General features: G+C 69.8%; 26 protein-coding genes and 1 pseudogene. 14 read left to right on the forward strand and 13 right to left on the reverse strand.

The window, feature by feature from the left end; genetic code table 11:
* Nucleotides 1–40 precede the first annotated feature (40 nt).
* On the reverse strand, nt 41–640 hold the full coding sequence (locus AC0685_RS40395; protein ID WP_478230327.1) for a helix-turn-helix domain-containing protein: 600 nt from the start codon (nt 638–640) through the stop codon (nt 41–43).
* Between the two features lie 236 nt (nt 641–876).
* Here AC0685_RS40395 and AC0685_RS40400 point away from each other — a divergent pair, with 236 nt between their 5' ends.
* Nucleotides 877–2,010 carry a metalloprotease gene (locus tag AC0685_RS40400; protein ID WP_478230328.1) on the forward strand — a complete coding sequence of 378 codons (1,134 nt, stop codon included), beginning with the start codon at nt 877–879 and terminating at the stop codon, nt 2,008–2,010.
* A 390-nt stretch (nt 2,011–2,400) separates the two neighbouring features.
* Here the strand turns inward: AC0685_RS40400 and AC0685_RS40405 are convergent, their stop codons facing one another.
* Nucleotides 2,401–3,816, reverse strand: a complete 1,416-nt coding sequence (locus AC0685_RS40405; protein WP_478230329.1) for an aminopeptidase P family protein — start codon at nt 3,814–3,816, stop codon at nt 2,401–2,403.
* 91 nt (nt 3,817–3,907) lie between these two features.
* Here AC0685_RS40405 and AC0685_RS40410 point away from each other — a divergent pair, with 91 nt between their 5' ends.
* A complete protein-coding gene (locus AC0685_RS40410) occupies nt 3,908–4,894 on the forward strand; it encodes a LysR family transcriptional regulator (protein ID WP_478230330.1) in 987 nt (328 codons plus the stop codon).
* A 171-nt stretch (nt 4,895–5,065) separates the two neighbouring features.
* On the forward strand, nt 5,066–5,278 hold the full coding sequence (locus AC0685_RS40415) for a hypothetical protein (RefSeq protein ID WP_478230331.1): 213 nt from the start codon (nt 5,066–5,068) through the stop codon (nt 5,276–5,278).
* Between the two features lie 71 nt (nt 5,279–5,349).
* Here the strand turns inward: AC0685_RS40415 and AC0685_RS40420 are convergent, their stop codons facing one another.
* Entirely contained in the window at nt 5,350–5,508 is a 159-nt protein-coding gene (locus AC0685_RS40420; RefSeq protein ID WP_478230332.1) for a hypothetical protein, read from the reverse strand.
* A gap of 370 nt (nt 5,509–5,878) precedes the next feature.
* Between AC0685_RS40420 and AC0685_RS40425 the strand changes: the two genes are divergently transcribed.
* Entirely contained in the window at nt 5,879–6,319 is a 441-nt protein-coding gene (locus AC0685_RS40425) for an STAS domain-containing protein (RefSeq protein WP_478230333.1), read from the forward strand.
* A gap of 12 nt (nt 6,320–6,331) precedes the next feature.
* Here AC0685_RS40425 and AC0685_RS40430 read toward each other — a convergent pair whose 3' ends face one another.
* Nucleotides 6,332–6,682, reverse strand: coding sequence for an STAS domain-containing protein (locus AC0685_RS40430; RefSeq protein WP_340682250.1), 351 nt, complete (start codon nt 6,680–6,682; stop codon nt 6,332–6,334).
* Between the two features lie 151 nt (nt 6,683–6,833).
* Here AC0685_RS40430 and AC0685_RS40435 point away from each other — a divergent pair, with 151 nt between their 5' ends.
* The gene (locus tag AC0685_RS40435; protein ID WP_340682251.1) at nt 6,834–7,250 is read left to right on the forward strand and encodes an ATP-binding protein; all 417 of its coding nucleotides are present in this window, start codon (nt 6,834–6,836) and stop codon (nt 7,248–7,250) included.
* A gap of 38 nt (nt 7,251–7,288) precedes the next feature.
* Here the strand turns inward: AC0685_RS40435 and AC0685_RS40440 are convergent, their stop codons facing one another.
* The 4 genes from AC0685_RS40440 to AC0685_RS40455 form a co-directional block, all read right to left on the reverse strand.
* Nucleotides 7,289–7,993: an ABC transporter ATP-binding protein gene (locus AC0685_RS40440; protein ID WP_478230334.1), complete on the reverse strand. Its 705-nt coding sequence runs from the start codon at nt 7,991–7,993 to the stop codon at nt 7,289–7,291.
* 129 nt (nt 7,994–8,122) lie between these two features.
* Nucleotides 8,123–8,698, reverse strand: coding sequence for a dihydrofolate reductase family protein (locus tag AC0685_RS40445; RefSeq protein ID WP_478230335.1), 576 nt, complete (start codon nt 8,696–8,698; stop codon nt 8,123–8,125).
* Nucleotides 8,699–8,784: 86 nt separating this feature from the next.
* Nucleotides 8,785–9,456 carry a response regulator gene (locus AC0685_RS40450; RefSeq protein WP_478230336.1) on the reverse strand — a complete coding sequence of 224 codons (672 nt, stop codon included), beginning with the start codon at nt 9,454–9,456 and terminating at the stop codon, nt 8,785–8,787.
* Nucleotides 9,457–10,641 carry a sensor histidine kinase gene (locus AC0685_RS40455; protein ID WP_478230337.1) on the reverse strand — a complete coding sequence of 395 codons (1,185 nt, stop codon included), beginning with the start codon at nt 10,639–10,641 and terminating at the stop codon, nt 9,457–9,459.
* 158 nt (nt 10,642–10,799) lie between these two features.
* On the opposite strand from AC0685_RS40455, the gene AC0685_RS40460 reads away from it, so the two are divergent.
* A complete protein-coding gene (locus tag AC0685_RS40460) occupies nt 10,800–11,033 on the forward strand; it encodes a hypothetical protein (RefSeq protein ID WP_478230338.1) in 234 nt (77 codons plus the stop codon).
* 89 nt (nt 11,034–11,122) lie between these two features.
* Nucleotides 11,123–13,435 (forward strand): LuxR C-terminal-related transcriptional regulator, encoded by a 2,313-nt coding sequence (locus AC0685_RS40465; RefSeq protein ID WP_478230339.1) that lies wholly within the window; start codon nt 11,123–11,125, stop codon nt 13,433–13,435.
* A gap of 3 nt (nt 13,436–13,438) precedes the next feature.
* Here AC0685_RS40465 and AC0685_RS40470 read toward each other — a convergent pair whose 3' ends face one another.
* The 3 genes and pseudogenes from AC0685_RS40470 to AC0685_RS40480 all read right to left on the reverse strand — a co-directional run bounded on the left by AC0685_RS40470 (nt 13,439) and on the right by AC0685_RS40480 (nt 17,764).
* Nucleotides 13,439–14,560 (reverse strand): helix-turn-helix domain-containing protein, encoded by a 1,122-nt coding sequence (locus AC0685_RS40470; protein ID WP_478230340.1) that lies wholly within the window; start codon nt 14,558–14,560, stop codon nt 13,439–13,441.
* Between the two features lie 181 nt (nt 14,561–14,741).
* Nucleotides 14,742–16,420 (reverse strand): annotated as a pseudogene (gene ilvD / locus AC0685_RS40475) (dihydroxy-acid dehydratase).
* A 63-nt stretch (nt 16,421–16,483) separates the two neighbouring features.
* Complete coding sequence (locus tag AC0685_RS40480; RefSeq protein WP_478230341.1) at nt 16,484–17,764, reverse strand: hemolysin family protein; 1,281 nt, start codon at nt 17,762–17,764, stop codon at nt 16,484–16,486.
* A gap of 130 nt (nt 17,765–17,894) precedes the next feature.
* Between AC0685_RS40480 and AC0685_RS40485 the strand changes: the two genes are divergently transcribed.
* Complete coding sequence (locus tag AC0685_RS40485; protein ID WP_478230342.1) at nt 17,895–19,229, forward strand: cytochrome P450; 1,335 nt, start codon at nt 17,895–17,897, stop codon at nt 19,227–19,229.
* A 14-nt stretch (nt 19,230–19,243) separates the two neighbouring features.
* On the opposite strand, the gene AC0685_RS40490 is transcribed toward AC0685_RS40485, so the two are convergent.
* The gene (locus tag AC0685_RS40490; RefSeq protein WP_478230343.1) at nt 19,244–20,416 is read right to left on the reverse strand and encodes an MFS transporter; all 1,173 of its coding nucleotides are present in this window, start codon (nt 20,414–20,416) and stop codon (nt 19,244–19,246) included.
* A gap of 72 nt (nt 20,417–20,488) precedes the next feature.
* Nucleotides 20,489–20,941, reverse strand: coding sequence for a carboxymuconolactone decarboxylase family protein (locus AC0685_RS40495; RefSeq protein ID WP_478230344.1), 453 nt, complete (start codon nt 20,939–20,941; stop codon nt 20,489–20,491).
* A gap of 58 nt (nt 20,942–20,999) precedes the next feature.
* On the opposite strand from AC0685_RS40495, the gene pdxR reads away from it, so the two are divergent.
* The 6 genes from pdxR to AC0685_RS40525 all read left to right on the forward strand — a co-directional run bounded on the left by pdxR (nt 21,000) and on the right by AC0685_RS40525 (nt 26,496).
* A complete protein-coding gene (gene pdxR, locus AC0685_RS40500) occupies nt 21,000–22,415 on the forward strand; it encodes a MocR-like pyridoxine biosynthesis transcription factor PdxR (RefSeq protein WP_478230345.1) in 1,416 nt (471 codons plus the stop codon).
* A gap of 143 nt (nt 22,416–22,558) precedes the next feature.
* Nucleotides 22,559–23,041, forward strand: coding sequence for a hypothetical protein (locus AC0685_RS40505; protein WP_478230346.1), 483 nt, complete (start codon nt 22,559–22,561; stop codon nt 23,039–23,041).
* 62 nt (nt 23,042–23,103) lie between these two features.
* A complete protein-coding gene (locus AC0685_RS40510) occupies nt 23,104–24,102 on the forward strand; it encodes an AraC-like ligand-binding domain-containing protein (RefSeq protein WP_478230347.1) in 999 nt (332 codons plus the stop codon).
* 40 nt (nt 24,103–24,142) lie between these two features.
* Nucleotides 24,143–24,910, forward strand: a complete 768-nt coding sequence (locus AC0685_RS40515) for a MoaF C-terminal domain-containing protein (protein WP_192744583.1) — start codon at nt 24,143–24,145, stop codon at nt 24,908–24,910.
* 9 nt (nt 24,911–24,919) lie between these two features.
* Complete coding sequence (locus AC0685_RS40520) at nt 24,920–25,321, forward strand: nuclear transport factor 2 family protein (RefSeq protein WP_478230348.1); 402 nt, start codon at nt 24,920–24,922, stop codon at nt 25,319–25,321.
* Nucleotides 25,318–26,496: an ABC transporter substrate-binding protein gene (locus AC0685_RS40525; protein ID WP_478230349.1), complete on the forward strand. Its 1,179-nt coding sequence runs from the start codon at nt 25,318–25,320 to the stop codon at nt 26,494–26,496. The genes AC0685_RS40520 and AC0685_RS40525 overlap by 4 nt, the downstream gene beginning before the upstream one ends.
* Nucleotides 26,497–26,656: the final 160 nt, after the last annotated feature.

Here is a 26,656-nt window from a genome sequence, read left to right on the forward strand (position 1 = left end):
TAGGTTCCGCCCCGGACGGGTGTCAATACTTCGGGCGCGGTCAGCCCTTCAGCACCGGATGCGGCCTTCCGTCGAGCCGCTCGTCGGCGCGATACTGCAGCAGCAGGACCGAATGCACCGGCCCCGCCGAAGCGGTGTAGCAATGCGGCTCGCGGGCGTCGAAGGCGACGTAGTCCCCCGGGCCGACCTCGACGGTCCGGCCCGCCACCTCGACCAGCAGCGATCCGGTCTGCACGATGGTGTGCTCGACCCCGACGTGCCCCTGCGAACGCTGTGGCGCGTCCCCGCGCACCACCTGGTCGTACACCTCGAAGACGCCGTCACCGGTCTCGATCCGCCGCAGCGGCCGGAGATCCACTCCCTCACCGCTGAGCACCTCGACGTCGGCACCGCGCACCACGGTGAGCGCGCCGCCCGCCCGATGGTCGAGCAGGTCGGAGATCGCCACTTCCAGCACCCTGGACAGGCTGAAGACGGTCTCGATGGTCGGATTGCCGCCGCCGGACTCCAATTGCGACAGCGTCGCCTTGCCGATGCCTGACCGCCGCGAGAGCTCCGACAGCGAGATGCCCCTCGCCGCCCTGGCCGCGCGCAGGTTGACCGCCAGCATGTCCCGGATCGAGGGCGTCTCGTCCTCCACCGCTGCTCCCTGTCGTTCGTCAAACCGTACGACCGGATGGGCGAATCGTTCGCTTTGCCGATCGAGTTCGCGGACATCATGACACGCCCCGTGGCGGGGAGGGCATAGCCGCGGCCGATGGGACGGCGCGATGGTGGGCGGCGCCGGCCGCGATGAAACTCCTTCACCAACCGGTGTGTCACCGTCGACACAGGGTCACGGGCGCACCGTCGTTTCCCTCCAGCGAGGAGATTCCCGTGCAGCTGATCCGCAGATCCGCCAGCCGACGACTTCGAGCGTTCGGCGCGGTGCTCATCACGACACTCGGGCTGACCGCGGCCGTGTCCACCGCGCCGGCGACGGCGGCCACGAACGCCTGTCTCACCGGCACGCTCGCCTTCGACCATCTCGACGCCGAAGCGGGTACCAGCAAGCCCCTGCGCACGCAGGTTGCCCGGAACGCGAACTGGGAACTGTGGGGCCGCACCGGTTCCGGCACGACGACCCGGCTCGTGGCGGGTATCACCGGCGCGTCCGACGGCCGGTTCACCGCCTGCCACACCGCGTCACTCACCGAGGCGTACGTGCGGTTCCGGTCGAGCAGCACCTCGATGTGGCGGGTCGTCAAGGCGGCGAACAACACCACCGACTACACGTTCGACTCGGCACACCGCACGAACGTGTCCGGCACCCAGGACCTCGGCACGGTGAAGGTGCCGTCGACGCTGCAACGGGCGTGGAAGGTCGTGGACACCCTCAACGTCTTGTACTGGAAACGCGCCAACCCGGCTTCGTCGTGCTGGACGGCCCGGCAGTCCGACGGGCGCTGCGACCGGATCACCTTCATCTGGGATCCGAAGGTCGCCGAGGGCGGCTACTGGGACTATCCGAACACGAACTACATCTTCCTCGGCGCGACGATGCCCGACTCGAAGCACCTCATCCTCCACGAGGCCGGGCATTGGCTGCAGTGGCAGCTCTACGGTCGTGATTTCCCCGTGGTCGACGGCTGCAACCCGCACTACATCGAGAAACACAGCTCGGAATCGTGCGCGTGGACCGAAGGCTTCGCCGACGCCGTCGCGGCCTACGCGCTCGGCGACTACCGCTACGTCTACGACAACGGCACCTCGTACAGCTTCGAAAACGACGCTTCGACGCCTGGCTGGGACGACGGCGACACCGTGCAGGGCAGGGTCGGCTCGTCGCTGCTGGACCTGTGGGCGCCGGACGGGCCGGACGGCGGGAACTGGAACCGCACGATCGCGCTGATGACCCGCCACTTCAGCCAGGACTTCCGTGAGTACTTCACCGAAGACCGGCCCGCGGCGGGTCTGTCCACGACCGGCGCCGCCGAGCGGATCCTCGCCGGGCACACCATCCGGTACTGACGGTAGGTGAGGGGCAAGTCAAAGGTGGCGTGACCGAGCCTCTGCGGTGAAGGACCCTTCGCTGGGTCAAGGCAGAGAAGGCGGCCTTCGCGGCGTGGTTCCGGACTGGCCACGAGAGCCGGCCGTGCGTTGAGTGTCCACAAGGGACACATTTGAGCGGCGAAAAGTCTGATTAGTAGCTATATGTGCGGTTTTCGAGAGGAGTCGTGAGTGGCAATGATGGTTAGAACGCACATTGCCACTCACGACCCTCGCGCAAAGTACCCAAAACGGATACTACTGCCCGACCGGCGTCCCTTGTGGATGGTCAAGAGCTTGCCGGCCTCCCTGGCGCCCTACTTCACCACTGACTCGGCTCACGCCACCTTTGCCTTACCCCTCGTCCGTCCTTCAGCCCCTGGCTGCCTGGACCCAGGCGGTGATCTCGTCGGCGGTGGAAGGGAAACCGCCGGAGAGCAGGTCGCACCCCGATCCGGTGACCACGACGTCGTCCTCGATCCGGACGCCGAGGCCGCGCAGCTCCGGCGGCACGGTGCGGTCGCCGGCGTGGAAGTACAGACCGGGCTCCACCGCCAGCGCCATCCCCTCGGCGAGCGTGCCCTCGCGGTACGTGGACGGATGGGCGGCGGCGCAGTCGTGGACGTCCAGCCCGAGGAAATGGCCGGTACCGCAGACGATGTACCGGCGGTGCTGCTGCCCGTCCGGCGACAGCGCTTCGTCCACCGACACCGGGAGCAGGCCCCAATCGTGCAACCCCTCCGCGAGCACGCGCAGAGCCGTCGCCTGGAACGCGCCGTAGTCCTGGCCGGGTCGGACCTCGCCCAACGCCGCGACATGCGCCTTGTGCACCAGGTCGTAGACGTCGCGCTGCGCCACGGTGAACTCCCCGCCGACCGGGAAGGTCCGGGTGATGTCCGCCGTGTACAAGGAATCCACCTCGACGCCGGCGTCGAGCAGCAGGAGACTGTCCTCGGTGACCTGCCCGTCGCAGCGCGTCCAGTGCAATATCGGCGCGTGCGGCCCGGCCGCCACGATGGAGGTGTAGCCGGGTCCGGTCCCCTCGGTGCGGGCACGGCGGTCGAAGGTGCCCTGAAGCCAGCGTTCCCCGCCCCCGCGGACCGCCTCGGGAAGCGCGGCCAGCACGTCGGCGAACCCGAGGGCCGTGGCGTCGACGGCGGCGCGCAACTGGCCGATCTCCCAGTCGTCCTTGATCCGGCGGAGCTCCGCGAGGACGGTCCGGAGCCGTTCGCTGTGGCCGAAGCCGTACGCGTCGAGCGCGGGATCGACCCCGGCGCCGACCAGGAAGCTCGGGTTCCGTCCGCGCAAGCCGTGCGGGAGGTCCTCCAGCGGACGGCACTCGATGCCGAGCGCACGCTCGTACGCGGCCGGTCCGGCGGCGGAGCCGACCCACAGCGGGCTGGTGTCGGCGTCGCCCACGAAGTCGGGCTCGTGCGCCTCGGCCGGTCGCGGGACGTACAGCGTGGCGTGGTGGCTGTCCCCTGCCGGGGTCATCACGAGGATCGCGCCCTCACGCCGGCACCCGGTGAGCCAGACGAAGTCGCTGTCGGCGCGGAAGCCGTGGAAGGTGTCGTTGGACCGCACCACGGCACGGCCCGCCGCGAGCGCGATCCGCTGACCGGGCAGTTCCGCCGACAGCCTGCCGCGATGGGCCGCGGCCGCCTCGGCGGTACCCGCCGGCACCTCGACGACGTCGTCGGCCGGCTCCCAGCCGTCGCTGATCCAGTTCCGGAACCCCTTGGCGGCCAGCAGCGCGCGCAGATCCGGCCGGGTTCGGTCGCCGGTCATCGGCTCCCCCTTTCAGGTAATCACGGTTCTGGCCGCACCTTCGCACCGCGAACGGCCGGGCCGTAATGACCGGCGGCGATAGACTCCGCCTATGGCCCTGGAGATCCGGCACCTGCGGGCGATCTGCGCCATCGCCGAAGCGGGCAGCCTCTCGCAGGCGGCCGCCGCACTGGGCATGTCCCAGCCGTCGCTGACCTCACTGCTCCAGCGGCTCGAACGGCAGATCGGCGCGCCGCTGTTCGTCCGCAGCCACACCGGCGTGACCCCGACCCAGGTCGGCGAGCAGACGTTGCGCCGGGCGTTGACCCTGCTCGTGGAGTTCGACCGGTTCGAGAGCGATCTCCTCGGCGCGCTCGGCGACGGTCCGGTCCGGCTCGGATCGTCCCAAATGGACTGTCTGCCCACCTTCGTCGAACGGCTGGACGACGCGCTGCCGGGGCTGGACGTGACCGTCCACGTGGAACCCTCCAGCGCGGTGCTGGCTCAGGCCCTGGCCCGCGCGACGCTCGACATCGCCGTCATCGCCATGTCCGACGACCAGGAAGTGCCGCTGGCGAAACACCTCGGGCACCGGGTGCTGTTCTCGTGGGTGCCCGTGTTCATCGGGCTTCCCGCCCAGCACCGGCTCGCCGGCGGGCTCGAAGTGGACCTCGCCGAGCTCGCCGACGAAGCGTGGATCGGGCCGCCCGGCCCCGAGGACGGCTCGCTGACGTCGCTGCGCGCGGCGACGCATCGCGCCGGGTTCACGCCGCGGATCCGGTTCGAATGCCCCAACGGCGGCGGACGGCACCTGATCGCCGCCGGGCAGGCGGTGCAACTCGTCGAACCCACCGCGCCCGAACTGCCCGGCATGGTCGTCCGACCGCTGAAGGGCGACCCCATGCGGATGCGGCTCGTGCTTGCGTGGCGCAAGGAACGGCTGACGTGGGACCAGGCGGAAAACGTGTACCGCGCGGTGATGACGTCGTACACGCGGCACGCCATGGCATCGACCCCGTTCCGGACCTGGTGGGAGCGGCGGCGGAGTTCCCGGTCTTGGGACGGGCTGGTGGACTTCTTCCGCGTGGACGGTGCGTGAGCGGGTCACGGGACCAGGCGAGAGAGTGTTGCGAAGGTCACTTCGCAACGCGTGCCGGAGGATCCCGCCCTGGCTGAGCCCGCCACCAGGAAACGGCCGCTTTCGAACAGCCTGTAACCCGATCCCGCCTCGCCGCGATTGACCCCGTATCGAGCGAACGGAGACGGGGGGATGATGCCGCAACGGCTGTGGCTGGGTCTGGCGGTCGTCTACGCGTGCACCGCCGTGGTCCAGCTCTACCTTCTCGCCAGCACCGGCGCCGTCTGGGCCGGGACACTCACCGCCGCCGGCTTCGCGGCGGCACTTCTGTGTGTTCTCGCCGCCTGGAAGTCCTCGAAACGAGAACGGGGCGACACCAGGGAAATCGATTCGCACCGCCCCTGACGGCCGGATACGGACAGCCCACGTCTCGCCGAAAACCGTTGCGGTGTCGTGGAGTTCGTCGACGGCGCGGGTCAGCGCACGGTGCCGCTCGGACCAGACAGGATGCCGGGAGTCGCCGTCCGCTCATGGCCGCGCTCGACCTGATGGGACGCCGATGGACCTGCGGTGATCTGGGAACTCCGCCAGGGCGACGTCGGCTTCCGCGAGCCGCGGCGCCGCTGCGAACTCATGTCTTCGAGCGTGCTCGCCACCCGCCTCGGCGAGACCGGCGGGGAAGGCTACCGCCTGACACCTTTGGGCGAACGGCTCCTCGACGCGTCGCACCCGCTCGAAAATGGGGTCTCGCCTGGGAAAACGCACTTCGCGAGTGACCATGCACGGCCATGTATCCCGCCGTTCACCCCAGACGGCCTTGCCAGGTGCGGTGAACGGCGTACGGTGAGAAGCACGTGAGGTTGAGTCCACCAGCCCGCACGAACGACCCGCATGTCCGCGGCCCAGCACCTTGTCACAGGGCGACGCGGCGGCGAGTTGACTTGCGCAGCCGTTGTGCAGGCTTACCCGTTGTCGTCTCGTCCCGGCTATCCGGGAGACAGCATCATGACCGAACGTATTCCTTTCACGCGGAGCAGCCGCGACGGCCCCGCCTTCAGCGCCGCTGCCCGGCCCGCCGTTCCGCCGCCGCGTCCTTCGGCCGAGAACCTGTTGCGGGTAAAGCGGATCCGGTGGAACGAAGACCTGCTCGTAGTCGCCGCGGCCGGGGAGATCGATCTCGCCACCGCGGGACGGCTGGAGCGCGCGCTTCGGGGCAGGCTCCCGGCCGCGACGGTGCTCGACCTCACCGAGGTCGGCTTCCTCGGCGTCGCCGGGTTACGGATCATCGAATCCGCCGCGGCCCGCGCCCGCTCCGAACACCGCACGACCGGGGTGGTCACGGACGCCCGGCCGGTACTGCGCCTGCTGCACCTGTTCGGCGTCGACAGCCATATCCCCGTGTACCGGCACCTCGACCACGCACTCCTCGAAGTGCCGAACCGCTGAGCCGCCTGCCGCTCAGGATCCGGCGAGCGGCAGGAGCGTGGAGAGTCCAGTCTTCGAGGCCAGCCGCCGGATCGTGGGCGACGGCAGGAAACTCAGGTCGACCCCCTGGGTACTGCACCGGTCGTTGATCCTGACCAGGGTCGCCAAACCGGTGGAATCGCAGAACTCCACACCTTCGAGATCGACGACGAGCCTGCCCGGCGCGGGCTCCAGCGCGTTCTCGAACGTCTCCTTGAGATCTTCGGAGGTCGTCAGATCGATCTCCCCCGCCACCGCGATGACGACCTCGGCGCCATCCGGCCTGGCGACGGTCACCGAGAACGGAACTTCCAGGTTTTCGCCGTCTCCGCTCGTCACCGTCATCCACCCCTCGCGATCGGTACCCGAATACTCCGAACATATCGGATGACAGCGCCCGCTCGCGCGACACTCGTGTCCCGATCCCCGGCGGTGCCTTAGCCTTGTCGATGGATCAGGCGGTCGTGGACCGCGGCGGACGACGAGGAGAAGCTTCGTGATACCGATCGACGAGCCGGTGCGCGACGGCACCGACGAGCTGGTCCTCGAGGTCGCCGCCGTCGCCGCCCAGGCAGCCGCGCTACGGGACGTCCTGGCGAAATGGGCACTCGAACGGGGTCTTCCCCGGGAACTGGCCGAAGATCTCAAGCTCACCGCCTACGAAGCGATGACGAACGTCGTCAAGCACGCTTACCCCGACGGCACCGACGACAACGTCATGAAGGTGACCGCCGCCCACGGCGACGGTCACCTCAGGATCAGCGTCGCCGACGAGGGCCGCTGGCGCGACGGAGGCCGCCCGGACGGCGGACGCGGCCTGCCGATCATCCGCGCCTTCGCGCCGGAGGCGACGGTGACGAGCACGCCGACCGGGACCATCGTCCGGCTCGCCTGGCCTTGCCCTTCCGCCTGACACGGGTGTCAGGCGGAAGGGCAAGGTGACGAGCGTCTTCACGAACGTCGCACCGCGTGCGCGGCCCAGCGCCCGTTGATGCGGTGGACCTCGACGTCCCGTTCGTAACAGGCGGAGAGCCCTTCGCCGGTGAGGACCTCGTCGATCGGCCCCGCGCCGGTGACCTTGCCGCGGCGCACCATCAGCGCGTGCGTGACCGTCGCGAGCTCCGGCTGGGCCAAAGTCAGGTTTTCCAGCGCCATCAGGAGATCCTCGCGGCCGGGCAGGTCGAGACCGGCGAACGGCTCGTCCAGCAGGAGCAGCAGCGGGTCGGCCATGAGGGCCCTGGCGAGCCGGACCCGGGCGCGTTCGCCCTGCGAGCAGACGCGCACCGGCCGGTCGCGCAGTTCGGTGCAGCCGACCAGTTCGAGCAGTTTCGACGCCCTGTCCCGGACCGCGTCGTCGTAGCGATCCCACAGCGGCAGCACGCTTCCGCTGAACCCGGTGAGCACCACGGTGTGCGCGTCGTGGTTCTCCGCGTCCGGCAGCCGCTGGTTCGCGCCGACGAAGCCGATATGCGTCCGCACGTCACGCAGGTCGACCGCGCCCATGCGATGGCCGAGCACGACGGCCGTCCCCGCGCTGGGGAACCGCTGGGTCGCGGCCACCGAAAGAATGGTCGACTTCCCGGCCCCGTTGCGGCCGAGGACGACCCAGCGCCGGCCGTAGTCCACCCGCCAGTCGACGTCCGACACCAGCGGCACGCGACCCACGTGGACCTCGACCCCCGGACAGCTCCACCGCCGGTCCGTCGAGGTTCGGCTGCACGAAGACGGGCTTGTTCACGCGGTTCATGATCGCAGGACACGTGCCAGGCGCCCGCCTGGGTCCGATCATCGGATGACGTCGTAGACCAGCTTCTGGACGCCGTTGCCGTAGGCCTCGCTCTCGACGAGCTTGAGGTTCTGCTTGTCCTTGTCGGTGTCGCCGAACATCTTCTTGCCCGCGCCGAGCAGGACCGGGAACAGCAGCAGGTGGTAGCGGTCGATCAGCCCGGCGTCGGTGAGGTTCCGGTTCAGTTCCGCGCTGCCGTGGATGATGATCGGCCCGCCCTCGGTCTCCTTGAGCTTCGCGACGTCGTCGAGCGAACGCAGGATCGTGGTCTCGCCCCAGTTGTCGACGAGGTCCTCGTCCCGCAGGGTGGTCGAGACGACGTACTTCGGCATCGCGTTGTACTCGGCGAACTCCTCGGTCATGCCTGGCCACACCGGCGCGAACGCCTGGTAACTGACCCGGCCCATCATCATCGCGGTCGCCTCGCCCTGCTCACGCCCCTTGAGCTCGTAGGCGGCTTCGTCGAACTCGATACCGTCGAAGGTCCAGCCGGAGTTGCGGTAGCCCGGCTCCCCGCCGGGCCCTTCGACGACGCCGTCGAGCGAGACGAACGCGGTGGCGATCAGGGTGCGCATCTGGTTTCTCCTTGGGTTGTTTCAACCTGCTTCCGACACTGCGTCGACCGGGGAACGCCGGATTCGACACCGCGCCAGAAAAATTTTCAGCCGTCCGCGTCGCGCACGAGCAAGGCGATCTGCACCCGGTTCTCGACGCCGAGTTTCGCGAGCATGCTGCTCGTGTGCGCCTTCACCGTGGCGACGGTGATGTCCAGTCTCCGCGCGACATCGGTGTTGGACAGGCCCTCGGCGATGGCGTTCGCGGTCTCGCGTTCGCGGTCGGTCAGCGTCGCCAGCAACCCGCGGGCGGTTTCCCGGGACGCCCGGCGCGCGTCGGACGAGTGCGGCCCGGTGGCCGCGGCGATCAGCCGGGACGTCGCGGCGGGCGAGAGCGCGGGTTCGCCGGTCGCGACCGTCCGGATCGCCGCGAGCATCCGGGGCGGCGGCGTGTCCTTGAGGAGGAACCCGAGCGCGCCGACGCGCAGCGCGCCCAGCACCATTTCGTCGGAGTCGAACGTCGTGAGCACCAGGACGCGGGGCGGTTCCGGGAGCCGGAGAATCTCCTCGGTCGCGCTGAGGCCGTCGCGCCCGGGCATCCGGACGTCCATCAGGACGACGTCGGGCCGCTGCTCCCCCACCACGGTCACCGCCGCGTCGCCGTCGGCGGCCTCGCCGACCACGACGAGGTCGGGTTCGCCGTCGACGATGAGCCGCAGCGCCATCCGCACCAGGTGTTCGTCGTCGACGAGCACGACCCGCACCCGCTCGTTGCCCATTCACTCGCTCCCTTCGCGGACCGGCCACGGCAACCGCGCGGCGAGGACGAACCCGCCGCCAGGTTCCGCGTGGTGGTCCAGCTCGCCGCCTGCCAGTCCGACCCGCTCGGAGAGGCCGAGCAGCCCGAAACCCGAGGCGGGCGGCCCCGCGACCGCCCGCGCCGCGCCGGAATCCCGGATCGTCGCCCGCACGCCGTCCCCCGCTTCCCCCTCGACGGTGACGGCCACTCTCGCACCCGGCGCGTGTTTGCCCGCGTTGGTCAGGCCTTCCTGGACGACCCGGTAGACGGTCCTCGCGATCGCGTCGGGCGGCTCGCCCGAGATCGTGGTCGTCAAGGTGACGTCCAGTCCCAGCGCCCGCGCGTCCGCGACCAGCGCCGACAGGTCGGCGAGCGAAGGCTGCGGGGGCTCCACCTCATCCGGGCTGGCCCGTAGCACGCCGAGGACGTCCCGCAGCTCTTCCAGCGCCTGATGGGAGCCGTCGGCGATCCCGCGGGCCAGTTCCGCGACCTGGTCGGCGGGCAGATCCGGACGATGCCCGAGCACCCCGGCCTGCATCGCGACCAGCGAGACGCGGTGCGCAAGGACGTCGTGCATCTCGCGGGCGATCCGGTGCCGCTCCATGATCCGCGCCTCGGCCGCCCGCGCGGCCTGCTCCCGCTCCACGCTTTCGACCCGTTCGCGCAGGGAGCGGACCTCCTCCCGGCGCGCTCCGATCGCGGCGCCCACGGCCACCACGATGCCCACCATCAAGGTGGGGAGGCTGATCACCAGCCACAGCGGTCCGGGCACCTCGCGCTGCGGGTACAGGTCGGCGGTCAGCACCGCCGTGATCACCGACAACACCGCCGCGACCGCCGTTTCGGCCGGTCGCCGCCGGGCGGCCAGCGAGCAGAGCGCCAGCAACGACGCGCCGCCCGCCAATACCGAGACCGTCGACGCGAGGATGACCGCGATCGTGATCACGACCGGGAAGCGGCGGCGCCACAGCAGGGCGGTCAGGCAGGCGAGCGCGATCAGCGGATCACCGGTGATCATCCAGTCGACCCTCGACCCCGTCGCGCCCACCGGAACTTGCGACGCCGTGACGAGCCAGAGCAGCACGCCCAGTCCGGCCGCGGCGAGCAGGCGCCAGGCCTGTCCCCACGGACTGAGGGGCGGCTGGGCGCCGGCGTCGATGATCACGGGCCCATCATGGTCGACCCGCTCGCGGCGGCGCAGCCGGACACAGGACGACCCGGGGCTCGACTTTGGTCGGACGCGAAGTGCGACGCGCTGCCGATGTGCGCCCGGCCCCGCGGCGGCGATGCTGGGTCCCGACCGTGAACCAGGAGGTAGGAAGCATGACCAAGGGCGGCTATCTGGGGCTGCAGATCGTCGGGATGGTGGCCATCGCCGTCTTCGCGCAGGCCGCCATCCGCAGCCTGTTCGATCATTCCGCGACCCAGTTGTGGGGCGCGTTCGACTGGGTACCCGGTGACTGGAGCGGCAGGTTGATCGTGTTCCTGCTGCTCGTGGCCGCGGGAACGGTACTGGCGGGCTGGGCCCATGATCGCGGGAAGCAAGCTTCCCGCTAGGAGGACGCCGGTCCGCTAGTATCCGCAGCCGGGCGATTTCCGTCTACATCGGACGGAACTCGCGAGTCTGGTCGATGGCGGGAGAATGCATGGCGGACGGAGTTGGCTCACTCGCGGGGTGGTCTGCCGATCCCACCGAAGTGACCAGCTACGTGGGCCGCGATGCCGAAACCGGTGAAGCGCGGCGCCTGCTGGAGGCGTCGTCGCTGGTCACGCTGACCGGGCCGGGCGGCGTGGGCAAGACGCGGCTGGCGTGGCGGGTCGCCGCGGCCCACCGCGAGGCGACCGCCGACGAGGTCGCGTTCGTGTCGCTGGCCGAGCTGCGGGAACCGGCGTTGCTCGTGCCGACCGTGGCGAACGTCCTCGGCTTCGGCGACCGCTCGGCGAAACCGGCCATCGAGGTGGTCGTCGAGGCGCTTCAGGCGAGCCGGTTGCTGCTGGTGCTGGACAACTGTGAGCATCTGGTCGACAGCTGCGCCTGGTTCGCCGACACCGTCGTCCGGGCCTGCCCCCAGGTGACCGTGCTGGCCACGAGCAGGCAGTCCCTCGGCGTGGCGGGCGAACGTGTCCTGCCGGTGCCGCCGCTGGCGATCCCGGAACAGGGCGAGTCCTTCGAGCGCGTGATGAACGACGAATCCGTGCGGCTGTTCGTGGACCGCGCGACCGCGGTCGCGCCGTCGTTCCGGCTCACCGAAGAGGACACCGAACCGCTGATCCGGCTGTGCCGCAGGCTCGACGGGCTGCCGCTGGCCATCGAGCTGGCCGCCGTCCGCGCGCGGGCGCTGTCCGTGCGTCAGCTGGCCGACCGCCTCGACCGGCAGTTCTCCGTGCTCACGAAGGACCGGCGAGGGCGGCCGGAGCGGCACGAAACCATGCGGGCCCTGATCGACTGGAGCCACGACCTGTGCACCGGGCCCGAACGGCTGCTGTGGGCGCGTGCGTCGGTGTTCTCCGGCAGCTTCGACCTCGACGCCGCCGAACAGGTCTGTTCCGGCGGCGAACTGCCGCGCGAACGGGTCCTCGAAGTCGTCGACGGGCTGCTCGACAAGTCCATCCTGCTGCGCGAGGAATACCCCGGCGGCGTGCGGTACCGCATGCTGGAATCGGTGCGCGAGTACGGCGTCGACAGGCTCACAGAGACGGGCGGGACGGTGGAGTTCCGGAAACGGCACCGGGACTGGTTCGCCGAGCTCGCCGGCCGGTACGCCACCGAATGGCTGGAGACCGATCAGCTCGGCTGGATCGGACGGCTGCGGCGCGAACACGCGAACCTTCGCGTCGCCCTCGACTACTGCACCGGCGACCCCGAAGACGCGATCATCGGGCTGCGGATGCTGCGCGACGTCAAGGAGTTCTGGATCGTCCGCGGCCTGAACACCGAAGGCCGGATCTGGGTCCGCCGTCTCGACGAAGCCGCGGCGCCCGGTGTTCCCGAGCGGGCACACGTGCTGTGGCTCTCCGGTTTCCTCGCCCTGGTGCAGGGAGACCTGCCCGCTCATCGGTGCATGCTGGAGAGGGCGGCCGCCGAAGCCGAGACCAGCGGCGACGAGCTCGCCGCCGCGTACGTGCTCCACGTCCGCGCCTACGCCGCGCTGATCGGCAACGACATGGCCGAGGCGTCACGCCTGTTCGGCACGGCCATCGACCTGTTCCGCGCCCACGGCGACGAAGGCGCGGACCTCTGGGCGAGCTACAACCACGGGCTGGCCATCTGGCTGAACGGCGACATCGACCGCGGCCGGGCGGTGCTCGCGGAAGCCGTCGAGCGCTGCGAGCGGCGGGGCGAGGTCTTCTGGCGGGGCTGGGCACTGTGGTCGCGTGCCGCCGCCGAGTACCTCCAGGGTGACCTCGCGGTGGCGAGCCGCTGCTGCGAGCAGGTCCTGCGCCTGCACGCCCGGGTGGACGACCGCGTCGTCGTCGGGTTCACGCTCACCGTGCTGGCCGGCTGCGCCGCCCGCACCGGACGGCCCAACCGGGCCGCGATCCTGCAGGGTGCCGCGATGGACGTCTGGCGCACGGTGGGCGCCTGGCCGACGCGGTACGAGGCGTTCACCGAGCCGTTGCAGGCCGACACCGAGGCCGTGACGGCCGCGCTGGGCTGGGAAGTCGCGATCAAGGAGTTCACCGACGGCGCCGCGATGCCCATCGCCGACGCCATCGGGTACGCCCTCGAAGAACGGTCCCCCGAACTGCGGAGGCAGGCCGCAGGGGTGCTCACGAAACGCGAGACCGAGATCGCGCACGTGATCGCCGAGGGGCTGACGAACCAGGAGATCGCCGACCGGCTCGGCATCGCCCGGCGGACGGTGGACACCCATATCGACCACATCCTCACCAAACTCGGCTACTCCAACCGCGTCCAGGTCGCCACGTGGGTGACCCGGTCCGCGGAATCCGCCTGACGCTCAGGCCACCCTCATCGGAGTCGCCTGCCGACCCGGTTCGGGCGTGAGCAGCTCAGCGCGCAAGGCGATCCTCAGGTCCAGCCGCGCCTCCGGGTCGTCGAGCCGGGCGCCGAACAGGACGCGGAGGCGGCGCAGGCGGTTGCGGACGGTCTGCGGGTGGACGCCGAGGTTGTCCGCGATCTCGGGTGCCCCGCCGCGGGCCGACAGCATGGCGTCGAGGGTTTCGGCGAGTTTGGCGCGCTCGTTCGCGGGCAGGCCGTCGATCGGGGCGAGGCTGCGCGTGACGAGCGCGGTGGTCAGCACCTCGTCGGCGAAAAGCCAGTGCGTGGTCAGGTGGTCCGACCAGCGCACGAGCGGGCCGTCCTCGATCACCTCACGCCGGACCAGCTCGAGGGTCCGGCGCGCCCACCGCAGGGACACCGCGGCTTCGGCGGGCGCGACCGCGGGCCCGACCGCCGCCCGCGTCCCCGCCGGCACGCCACCGATCTCGACGTCGTCCGGCACGAGCAGGTGCGGGTACTCGCTGGTGAGGTCGGCCAGCACCTCCGGGCCGAACGAGGCGCGGACCGCGCCGGGCTCCGCGGCGACGGCCACCACCCGGGCGGGCGGCACCCAGCCCGCCTCCGCCGCGAGGCCCGCCCATTTCGACGGCGGGCGGCCGCTCAAGATCTCCTTCAGCAGGTCTTGCCGCAGTTCGGCGACCGAAGGAGTGCGCGCCGCGCGGTAGGCGGCGGTGGACAGCCGGATCAGGACGTCCGCGCAGCGGAGCAGGGCCTCCACCCCGGTGTCCATCAGGGCCGACCCGGCCCCGGGCTGCCGCGACAGCGAGGCCAGCGCGGGCAGGGCGCACCGGCCCGCGGAGTGGTAGGCGCGGGAGAGCCGGTCCAGGTCCTTGCCCGCCGCGTACTCGGCGACGCCGACCTGGCGGAAGGCGTCCGCACCGGCCGCGATGCCCAGGTTCATCCCGTCGTGTTCCAGTACCGAGGCGACGAACTCCGTGGCGCGCGCGTCGAACAGCGGCGCGTGCTCCGGCAGCGAATGCCGGATCCCGTCGACGACCACGCGGGCGATCACGAGGGCGGCGGTGCGGGCTGGGGCATGGGACGCGGTCAGGGTCATCATCGACCTCCGGAGCAGCGGGAATCGTCGGGCCGCCGAGTCTGCTACTCCGGAGTAGCGGGGCACATCGGGTGAATTACGTACTCGCGTCTCTCCGGCCTACGCATCACCCGTTCGTGAAGCGCGTGAAGGCCCCCTTCCCTCGGCTCAGCCGAGGGAAGGGGGCCTTCACGCGCAGTGGCTCCTACTCGCAAACGGCTCCGTGCGCGGCACTGCGGACGACCTTGGCGTACTTGCCGAGCACTCCGCGGGTGTACGCCGGCGGCTTGGGGGCCCAGCCTTCCTTCCGCGCCTCGAGGTCGTCGATCTCGACTTCGAGTGTCCGGTTCGCGACGTCGAGGGTGATCGGGTCGCCGTCCCGTACGAACGCGATCGGCCCGGCGTCGACGGCTTCCGGGGCGATGTGGCCGACGCACAGCCCGGTCGTGCCGCCGCTGAACCGGCCGTCGGTGATGAGCAGGACGTCCTTCCCGAGTCCGGCGCCCTTGATCGCGCCGGTGATGGCGAGCATCTCCCGCATCCCCGGCCCGCCCTTGGGCCCTTCGTACCGGATGACGACGACGTCCCCGGCGACGATCCGGCCTTCCGCGAGCGCGTCGAGAGCGGCTCGCTCGCCGTCGAACACCCGCGCGGTGCCGGTGAACGTCGATTCGTCGAAGCCCGCCGACTTCACGACCGCGCCTTCGGGTGCCAGCGATCCCTTGAGGATGGTCAGCCCGCCGGTCTTGTGGATCGGCCGGTCGAGCGGGCGGATGATCTCGCCGTCGACCCCGGCGGGGGCGATGCCTTCGAGGTTCTCGGCCATGGTCCTGCCCGTCACGGTGAGCACGTCGCCGTGCATGAGCCCGGCGTCGAGCAGCGCCTTCATCACCACGGGGATGCCGCCGACCTTGTCGACGTCGTTCATCACGTACTTCCCGAACGGCTTGAGGTCGCCGAGGTGCGGGACCTTGTCCCCGATCCGGTTGAAGTCGTCGATGCGCAGGTCGACCTCCGCCTCGCGCGCGATCGCGAGCAGGTGGAGGACGGCGTTGGTCGAACCGCCCAGCGCCATCACGACGGCGATGGCGTTCTCGAACGCTTCCATGGTCATGATCTGGCGCGCGGTGATGCCCAGGCGGAGCATCCCGACGACGGCCTCCCCCGACCGGTGGGCGAACCCGTCACGACGCCTGTCGACGGCGGGCGGAGCGGCCGACCCTGGCAGCGACATGCCGAGCGCCTCGGCGACCGACGCCATCGTGTTGGCGGTGTACATCCCGCCGCAGGCACCTTCGCCGGGACAGATCGCGCGTTCGATCCTGTCCACTTCGGCGCGGCTGATCTTCCCCGCCAGGCAAGCGCCGACAGCTTCGAACGCGTCGATGATCGTGACGTCCTGGCCGTCCACCTGGCCGGGCATGATCGAGCCCGCGTAAAGGAAAACGGAAGCGAGATCGAGCCGCGCCGCCGCCATGAGCATGCCCGGCAGGGATTTGTCGCAGCCCGCCAGCAGCACGGAGCCGTCCAGCCGCTCGGCCATCATCACGTCTCGACCGAATCCGCGATCACCTCGCGGGACACCAGCGAGAAGTGCATGCCCTCGTGGCCCATGGAAATGCCGTCGGACACCGAGATCGTGCCGAACTCCAGCGGATAGCCGCCTGCCGCGTGCACGCCGTTCTTGACCGCCTTGGCCAGCCGGTCGAGCGACAGGTTGCACGGCGTGATCTCGTTCCACGAGGACGCCACGCCGATCTGCGGTTTGGCGAAGTCGTCGTCGCCCATCCCGACCGCGCGGAGCATGCCGCGGGCCGCCGCACGCTCCAGGCCGTCGGTCACGTCGCGCGAACGAGGTTTCAAATCCGGCTGGTCTTGCGGCATCGGGACACCTTTCTTCGTGGCGGGACACCGGGCACGCTGCCAACCCGGCGCGCCCGGCGCAACTCACCGCTCCGTGTTCGCTCCACGGTGCAGCGCCACCCGCGTGATCGCGTGATGCTCCACGCCGAGCACCTCGACGGTCCAGCCGGACACCGTCACCCGGTCGCCCGGCTTCTCCGGGATCCGGCCGAGGATCACGAGGATCAGTCCCGCGATCGTCGCGTACTCCCCCGGCGGGGCGTCGCGCAGCTCGACGCCGACGTCGACGAGGTCGTGCACCGGGAAGGTGCCGGGCAGGACCAGGGAACCGTCCGTACCGTCGCGGACGGCCAGCACGTCGCGGTCGGTCTCGTCGTAGATCTCGCCGACGATCTCCTCCAGCAGGTCCTCCAGTGTGACCATGCCCGCGACGGCGCCGTGTTCGTCGACGACGAGCGCCATCTGCTCCCGCTCGGCCTTGAACCTCCGCAGCGCGTCCGAGACCCGCAGCGAATCGGGGAACACGACCGCCGGCCGGACGGCCTCGGCGAGGTCTTCGTGCTCGCCGAGCAGATCACGCAGCCGCACGACACCGACGACGTCGTCCAGGTGGCCGCCGCGGGCGACCGGTGCCCGGGAATGGCCGGACTCGGCCAGCTGCCTCCGCGCCGACTCGATGTCCTGCTCGGCCGCGAGCGTCAGCACCGCCCGGCGAGGGACGAGCACCTCCCGCAGCCGTCGCTCGTGGATCTCCAAGGCGCCGTTGATGATCATGCGCTGCTCGGTGTTCAGGCCGCGTTGCGCCGAGACCAGTTCCCTCAGTTCCTCGGGCGACATCTGATCCGGATCGGCTTCCCCCCGGCCGCCCAGCACCCGCACGACGAAGTTCGTCGACACGCTCAGCGCCCACACCACAGGTCTCGAGATCGCCGACAACAGATTCAGCGGACGCGCCACCAGCAACGCCCACCGCAACGCGTTCCGCATGGCGAGCCGTTTCGGCGCCAGTTCCCCGAGTACCAGGGTCAGGAAGGTGAGGACCATCGTCACCAGCGCGACGGCCACCACCCCGGCCGCGTCGCCGAGGAAATCCAGCAACGGCACCAGGGGTTGCGCGAGCGACACCGCCGCCGTCGCCGAAGCGAGGAAACCGGCGAGCGTGATGCCGATCTGGATCGTCGCCAGGAAACGGTTCGGGTCGCGCGCCAGCCGCACCAGCGTGCGGCCGGCCGCGCGACCGTCACGCTCCAACGCCCGCAACTGCCCCTCGCGCAACGAGATCAGCGCCATCTCACTGCCCGCGAACACCGCGTTGAGCACCACCAGCACCGCGACCAGCGCGATGTCGAACCCGTAGCCGCCCACAAGCACTCCCCGGCCCGCCCGAAGTGCAGAACATTACCGAGCGGACAGCGCGTCCGCAGAGATCGGAGCCGCTGGCTACTGACACGTCGTTCCGATACCTTCGAAGGGAACCCGCACGGACGGAGTCCTGATGTTCGCACTCAAGACCGCTCCCGCACGGACCTTCCGGCACAAGGCGGAGGCGATCGCCAAACCGGTCACCCGCTGGGGCATCGGTCACGCCATCCCCCGGGTCGCCCTGCGGGCCGCGGCACGCCGGGGCGACCTCCAGGGCAGGCTGTCCGTCGAGGCGAGCGGCGGAGCGGATCTGAACGGGCTGTTCGACGAAATCCGCTCGCACGGCGCCATCGCCACCACCCGGGTCGGCCATGTCAGCACCCGGCATTCGGCGTGCAAAGAGGTGCTGACCAGCGACGCGTTCAAGACCGTGCGGTTCGTCCCGGACAACCCGCTGCTCAACAAGCTGGTCGCGTGGTCGGCGTCCGGCCTCATCCATCCGATCGAGCCGCCGTCGCTGCTCGCCAGCGAACCGCCCGACCACACGCGCTACCGGAAGCTGGTCACCCGCGTCTTCACCGCCCGTGCGGTCGAGCAGCTGCGCGAGCGCACCCAGGCGATCACCGACGAACTGCTCGACGGCCTCGATCCGGCGAACCCCGTCGATCTCATCGAGCACTACTGCGGGCTCTTGCCGGTCACCGTGATCAGCCAGATCCTCGGCGTCCCCCCGGAGGAACGCGACAAGGTGCTCGCGCTGGGCGGCGCGGCGGCCCCGAGCCTCGACCTCGGCCTGCCGTGGCGGACCTTCCGCACGGTGGAGGCGACGCTGGCCGAGTTCGACTCATGGCTCACCGCGCATCTGGAGAAACTGCGGAAGAACCCCGGCGACAACCTGCTCAGCAAGCTGATCGCCGCGCGCGAGGACGGGGTGGGCCTGACCGAGCGGGAACTCAAGGCCACCGCCGGACTGGTCCTGGCGGCCGGCTTCGAAACGACCGTCAACCTCCTCGGCAACGGCATCGCCCTGCTCACCCGGCACCCGGGCGAACTCGCGAAACTGCGGGCGGATCCGGACCTGTGGAGCAACGCCGTCGACGAGATCCTCCGCTACGACCCGCCGGTTCTGCTGACCGGCAGGCTGTCCGCGCGGGACACCGAGATCGGCGGTGCCCGCATCGAGCGCGGCGCGATCGTCACCACCGTGCTCGCGGGCGCCAACCGGGACCCGGAGATCTTCGACGACCCCGCCACCTTCGACGTCGAGCGGGCGAACGCGCGGGATCACGTGTCGTTCGGCGCGGGGCGGCACTACTGTCTCGGCGCTTCGCTGGCGAGGATGGAAGGCGAGATCGGGCTGCGATCGATCTTCGAGCGCTTCCCGGACCTGCGGCTGCTCGACGGTGCGCGACGGCGGGAGACCCGGATCCTGCGCGGCTTCGAAACGCTCCCCGCCGCGCTCGCGTAAGCGGATCGTTTCGTTCACCCTCTCCGCCGCCCCACCACCGGGACCGCCAGCAGCACCAGTGCTCCGCCGATCCACAGCACACTGACGGTGGCGATGGCGTCGACGGCCAAGCCACCGAAGAGCGCGCCGAGGGCGATGGACAGATTGAACGCCGACACGTACAGCGAGGAAGCCGCCTCGGTCGCATCCGGCGCGGCGGCGAGGATCCAGGTCTGGAAGGTGACGGGGACGGCGCCGTAGCCCAGCCCCCAGAGGACGAGGATCGCGGCGGCCGAGAAGGTGTCGTTGTCGGTCACGGCGAACACGGCCATGGCCGTCGCGAGAACCACGCCGATCCCGCACACGGTCTGCCGCAGGTACCGGTCGATCAGCGCGCCGGCGAGGAAGTTCCCGCAGATGCCCGCGACTCCGAAGATCAGCAGCACCACACCGATCATGCCGTCCGCGACGCCGTCTTCCTGCAGGATCGGCCGCACGAAGGTGTAGGCGACGAAGTGACCGGTGATGACCAGGAAGGTCATCGCGATACCAGCGCGGACCGCGGCGTGCGAACGGAACACCCGCGGCAGATCCGCGAAGGCGATCGTCTGGTCCGGCTCCACCTTCGGCATCAGGAAGACCATGCAGGCCAAGGAAATCAGACCGAGGATGCCCACGGCCGCGAAGGCCGTCCGCCAGCCGCCGAGGTCGCCGATCAGCGTGCCGGCGGGCACGCCCAGCACGGACGCCGTCTCGACACCGCCGAAGATGACGGCGGTGGCGCGCGCGACGTGGTGTTTCGGCACCAGGCGCAGCGCGATACCGCCGGCGAGGGCCCAGAAACCGCCGACGCTGATCCCGATCAGGAAGCGGGCGACGAGAACGAGCGCGAAGCCGGTGGCGAACGCGGAAGCCAGGTTGGCCGCGCCCACGAGACCGACCAGCACCGCCAGCACCAGCCGCCGATCGGTCTTGCCGATGGCCACGGTCACCAATGGCGCCGAAATCGCGGCGACCAGACCGGGCACGGTGACCATCAGCCCCGCCGTTCCCGGGGAGATGTCCAAGGCCGAACCGATCGGCGTGAGCAGGCCGACGGGCAGCAGTTCGGAGGTCATCAGGGCGAAGATGCCCAGTGTCACGGCCAGGACGGCGAGCCAGCCCTTGACCGGTGAGTGGCTCCTGGGCAGGGTTTCGGCGGCGGTCACGAGTGAGCCTTTCGAGAGCAGGGGCGATGGCCGCGCGCGAGCGGCCATCGCCCTTGGTGTGCGGGGAGAGGTTTATTCGGTGCCTGGTGTCTTGCGAGTGGTCACGTTCATCCGGTTCCAGGCGTTGACCGTGAAGATCAGCGCGATGAGCTGGGCGAGCTCCGCGTCCTCGAAGTGCAGAGCCGCCTGGTCGTACACCGCGTCCGAAACCCCTTGTGGCAGCAAGGTCACGGCTTCGGTGAGGGCGAGCGCCGCACGCTCCTTCGCGGTGTAGAGGCTGGACTCTTCCCAAGCGTTCAGCTGGTTGACGCGCTCTTCGGTTTCGCCAGCCTTGCGCGCGTCGTTGGTGTGGTAGTCGATGCAGTACGCGCACCTGTTGATCTGGGACGCGCGAATCTGCACGAGTTCGAGGAGGACCGGATCCAGACCGGCGCGGGCCGCGGCGTCCAGAGCCAGCACGGCTTTGAAGACCCGCGGGGCCACGCGGGAGAAATCCATCCGCTCGGGAATGTGAACTGTGGTCATGCCAAGGACACTAGAAGCGCAAGTGACCCACGGTATGGTGCATTCTCGTGGAGATTTCATGGGTCAATTACCGTCGGCTCGCGGCGTCGTGATGGACCGGGGCAGCGATCTGCATCTGGAGCTCGCCGGCAGTGGGAGCGTGCGGTTCCGGCTGATGCGAGCCTTGCGTGAAGCGATCCGGTCCGAACGGCTCGCGCCCGGCACCCGGCTGCCGCCCTATCGCGCCCTCGCCGCCGACCTGGGCATCGCTCGCAACACCGTCGCCGACGCGTACGCGGAGCTGGCCGAAGAAGGCTGGCTCATCGCCCGCCAAGGTTCGGGCACGCGCGTCGCGCATCGCGCCACGCCGCTGGAACCCGGCCGATCACGGGGTCCGGCGCGCCCGGCCTCACGGCGCGTGGTCCACGACCTGATGCCCAGTTCCCCGGACGCCTCCGCCTTCCCACGTTCGGCCTGGGCGGCTTCGGCCCGGCGGGCGCTCGCGACCGCTCCCAACGAAGCCTTCGGCGCCGGCGATCCCCGCGGCAGGCCGGAGTTGCGGACGGCTCTGGTGGAGTACCTGGCGCGGACCAGGGGCGTACGCACGGAACCGGACCGGATCGTGGTCTGCTCCGGATTCGCGCACGGGCTGAGCCTGGTGCGCCGGGTCCTGCGCGGCCCTGTCGCCGTGGAGTCGTACGGACTCGAGTTCCACCGCTCGCTGCTCGAAGAGGCCGGGCTGAAAACGGTGCCGTTGACGGTGGACGCCCACGGAGCACGCGTCGAGGAGCTCGACGGCACCGGCGCGGACGCCGTCCTGCTGACCCCCGCCCACCAGTACCCGATGGGAGGTGCCCTGCTTCCGGAGCGCCGAGCCGCGGTCATCGACTGGGCACGCGCGACCGGCGGCCTGCTCCTCGAGGACGACTACGACGGCGAGTTCCGCTACGACCGCGAGCCGGTCGGCGCCGTACAAGGTCTCGACCCCGATCACGTCGTCTATTTCGGTTCGGCGAGCAAGAGCCTCTCCCCCGCGCTCCGGCTCGGCTGGCTGGCCGTACCCGGCTGGTTGGCGGACGAGGTCGCCGCCGCCAAGGGACCGCGGGAGATCTGGTCGGGCGTCGTCGATCAGCTCACCCTCGCCGACTTCCTCACCAGCGGCGCCTACGACCGGCATCTGCGCCGGATGAGGAAGGTCTATCGGCACCGTCGCGACCTGCTCACGACCACACTCGCCGACCGCGCCCCGCACATCACGGTCAGTGGAATCGCCGCGGGGCTGCACGCCGTGCTCGAACTGCCCGCGGGTACCGAGGAAGCCGCGCTGCGCGCCGCACGGCGTCAGGGGCTCGCTCTCGACGGCCTCGCCGCGTATCCGCATCCGGACAGCGCGATGCCCCGGCGCGAGGGCTTGGTCATCGGGTACGGCACCCCACCCGAACACGCCTTCGGTGCCGCGCTGGACGCCCTCTGCCTTGCCTTGCCTGACCGGTGAAGACCACCGTATGTCCACAAAGGACGAACAAATCCCTTCGCGGGTGATTGGCCGACCACGGGTCCGTCTCGGCGCGGACCCGCTTCGGCAAGCGGGCATTTTTACCGGACCACCGACGGAAACCGGCCAGTAACCTCACGCCCGTGGAGACGGACCGCGAGGGCAAGGAAGCACCGGAGCTGCCTGCCTTCACCGTCATCGGGTGCCTCCTGGGCTTCTTCATGACCATCCTGGTCCTGATCGGCCCGGGCCTGCTCTGGATCAGCAGCTACTTCGAACCCGGCGACGACGACCGCCTGGTGGTCATCGCCATGGGCGTCGTGTTCACGCTCGGCGGTCTGGGCACCGTCGGCTCGCACCTCAGGCAGAACGCCAAGGCTCGCGAGGCCCACCGCGGGCTCGACCGGTCCGGGGTCCGCGCGAACGCCGAAGTCGTTTCCAGGAAACGGATCTGGGTCGGCGAAGTGAGCACACCCGCGGACGACGTCGACCTCGTCGTCACCGGCCCGGGAGTGACTCCGTTCAGTGCGCGCGTCCTCACCGAAGACGTCGGCCGCTACGAAACGGGCACGGTGGTACCCGTCGACGTGGACCCGAGGACCCTCCTGTTCCGCCTCGCCGACTGACCTCGCCGCGATCATTGCCCGGCAGCATCGTATCGCTTATCGTATATGAAATTCACCCCCCGATGCTGCGAGGTGACCCCGTGACCACCGCCACCGCCGACCCGACCACCACCACGGTCGCGCGAGATTTCACCGATTTCCGCACGGTGGTGTCGCAGTCCTTCGTGCCGCTGCACGTGACGAGCGAGCACCGGGACCACTTCCGCGGTCGCATCCGCTCGTGCGGCGCGGACGACGTCCAGCTGACCGAGGTGACCGCGTCCGCGCACGTGGTCGAACGGACGCCCGAGCTCATCGCCAGGGCGGACAGGCACTACTACAAGCTGAGCCTGATCCTGTCCGGCACCGGGCTCCTGGTCCAGGACAACCGCGAGGCGATGCTGCGCCCCGGGGACGTGGCGTTGTACGACACGCACCGGCCGTACACCTTGGCGTTCGAGGAGGATTTCCGCACGCTCGTGGTGATGTTCCCGCAGCGGCTCATCGATCTCCCCCGTGACCTGGTCGGCCAGCTGACCGCGGTACCCATGTCGGGCAAGCGGGGCATGGGCAACGTGGTGGTGCCCTTCCTCGCGCAACTCGGCAGCAACCTCGACCAGCTCGGCGGGCCGGCCGGCGTCCGGCTCGCGCATACGGCGGTCGATCTGCTCGCCACGCTGTTCGCCAGCGAACTGGACCTCGCCCGCGCGACCGCCGGGCCGCACCACGAGCTGATGCGCCGCGTACTCGCCTACATCGACTCGAATCTCTCCTCCACCGACCTCGGCCCGGCGCAGATCGCGGCCGAGCACTACATCTCCACCCGGCATCTGCACGGCCTCTTCCACGAACAGGGCACGACCGTCTCGGGCTGGATCCGCACCCGGCGGCTCGAACACTGCCGCCGCGAATTGCTCGACCCCGTGCACCTTTCCCGGCCCGTCGCGGCCATCGCGGCGAAGTGGGGTTTCGTCGACGCGCCGCATTTCAGCCGGGTGTTCAAGACGGAATTCGGCTGCTCGCCGAGCGAACTGCGCCGAGGCTTGACCGTGAGCGACCGGTTGTTGCCGCCCAGCGCGTGACAGCTGGCCTCGCCGGTGCGGTCGCCTCGACGATGACCGCATGCCCGAAGCACCCGAGGAACAGTGGCGCACCTATGACGAGTTCGCCGCCGGAATAGCCACCTACCGCCTGCCGAACGCGGACCTGTCGGGACGCGAGCTCACCGTCACCCTCGACGACGGAAAGACGCTCGCGCTGCGATTCGAGGACGCTGAAACCGTCACCTGCAACGGCATCAAGGATCCGTACGACGCGGTCGCCGTCCGGGAAGACGTTTTCTTCGTCAATCTCCCACACACCAGCGTGGAAGGTGAGGCGCTCACCGTCGTCTTTTCCACGACGACGCATCGCGCGCTCGCCGTGCGCTCGGTCATCGGCGCCGAGGACGTCGAAGGCGTTCCCCGTGTCTCGCAGACGTTCTGGTCCGGCACGACCGACGCGGGCACACCGACCGGCGAGGTACCGGGTCCGTCGCGCGACCTGATCGGCAAGCGCAACATCTACCGCTACAGCCCCGAACACCTCTACGAGCATGTGTACGTGTCCTCGCAACGCTACGCCTGGCAATGCCTCGAAGGTGTGCAGCGCGGTCACGGGGACATGGACCTGTCGACGGTGTGGAAGTTCCAGGACGGGCTCTACCTGTTCTGTTTCCGCGAATTCCGCATCGCCGTGGCCAGCGTGTGGTTGCACGATCTCGGCTACGCGCTGAAGACCACCGGCGTCTTCCTCGGCCTGACCGGCGACGGCCGGTCGGAACATTCCCGCGCGGGCGGGCACATCTACCCACTCGGCGCCGTCGCCTATCCCGACGCGCAACCGGTCTAAGGAGCCTCAGTGTCCAATCTAGACATCATCGCCGCGCACTACGCCGCGAGCGACCGGGGCGATCTGGCGGGCATGCTGGCCCCGCTCGATCCCGGGACCACTTGGACGGAGGCAGCCGGTTTCCCCTACGCCGGCACCTACACCGGCCCCGAAGAAGTCCGGGACAACGTCTTCGGCGCGATCGCGAAGGACTGGGACGGCTACACCTTCACCCTCGGCGACCTTTTCGACGCCGGTGACACGGTGATCGGCATCGGGACCTACGAGGGCAAGCACCGCGGGACCGGTCGCTCGTTCACCGCCCGCGTCGCGCACGTGTGGAAGTTCGCCGACGGCAAGGTCACTTCGTTCGAGCAGATCGTCGACTCGGTCCCCGTGGCCGACGCTATGAACGCTTCGGAGAACCGGTGAAACCCGCGCGGCGCCTCGTCGCCCTCGCCGCGGCCGTCCTGCTCGCCACAGCAGGCTGCGCCGGTTCCGACAGCGGTTCGAGCGGGCCGATCGTTGTCGGTTCGGTCAACGCGCTGAGCGGCGCGGCCACGTTCCCCGAGGCCTCCCAGGCGGCCAAGGCGGTCTTCGACGCGGCCAACGCGAGCGGCGGCGTGAACGGCAGACAGATCCAGTACAAGGCCCTCGACGACAAGGGTGACCCGGCGGCGGCGGCCGCCGCGGCCCGCGAGGTCGTCGGCCGGGACGAGGCGGTGGCGCTCGTCGGCTCGTCCAGCCTCATCGAGTGCGAGATCAACAACAAGTACTACGAACAGCAGAAGATCCTGTCCATGCAGGGTATCGGCGTGGACCCGGCCTGTTTCTCCAGCCCGAACATCGCCCCGGTCAACGTCGGCCCGTACCACGACATGACGCTGACCCTGCTCTACGGCTCGGAAACCCTGAAGCTGAACGACATCTGCGCGCTGCTGGAGATCGCGGGCAACACGCTGCCGTCGTACCAGGCGGCGATCGACGAGTGGTCGGCCATCACCGGCAAGAAGCTCAAGTACCTCGACGCGACCGTGCCCTACGGCGGTTCCGACTACACCTCGTACATCGTCAAGGCGCGCAACGCAGGGTGCAAGGCGATCACGGTGAACCCGGTCGAGCCGGATTCCATCGGGCAGCTCAAGGCCGCCGCGGCGCAGGGCTGGAACGACGTCACGTGGCTGCTGCTCACCAGCGTCTACAGCGAGAACTACGCCAAGGCCATCACCAACGCCGGCGCCGGAGTGTACGTGCCCGCGGAGTTCTACCCGTTCACCGACGCGACCAGCCCGCAGAACAAGGACTGGCGCGAACTGATGACCAAGAACAACATCCCGCTGACCTCGTTCAGCCAGGGCGGCTACCTGGCGGCGAAGTACTTCCTCGACGTCATCCGCGGGATCCAAGGTGACATCACCCGCGAATCGGTGACCAAGGCACTGCGCGAGATGAAGCCGATCACCGATCCGATGGTCGGCACCCCGTACGTCTTCGGACCGGGGCAGACCCACCACGACAACACCGCGGGCTGGCCGATCAAGCTCGCCTCCGGCACCAACAAATGGGAGCTCGTCGCCGACGACTGGCTGCGGATCCCCAAGAAGTAACGGGAGGCGGGTGCGTGGTGGGTCACCTGGGTCGTGGGGGGGGGTTTTGGGTTTTCCCCCCAAACCCCCCCCCCACCCCCCCCCCCCCCCCCCCCCCCCCCCCCCCCCCCCCCCCAACAAAAAAACCCTTGCAGGGGGAGCGTTCAGGCTTTGTCCCTGT

Source organism: Amycolatopsis sp. NPDC043889 (genome assembly GCF_056435645.1).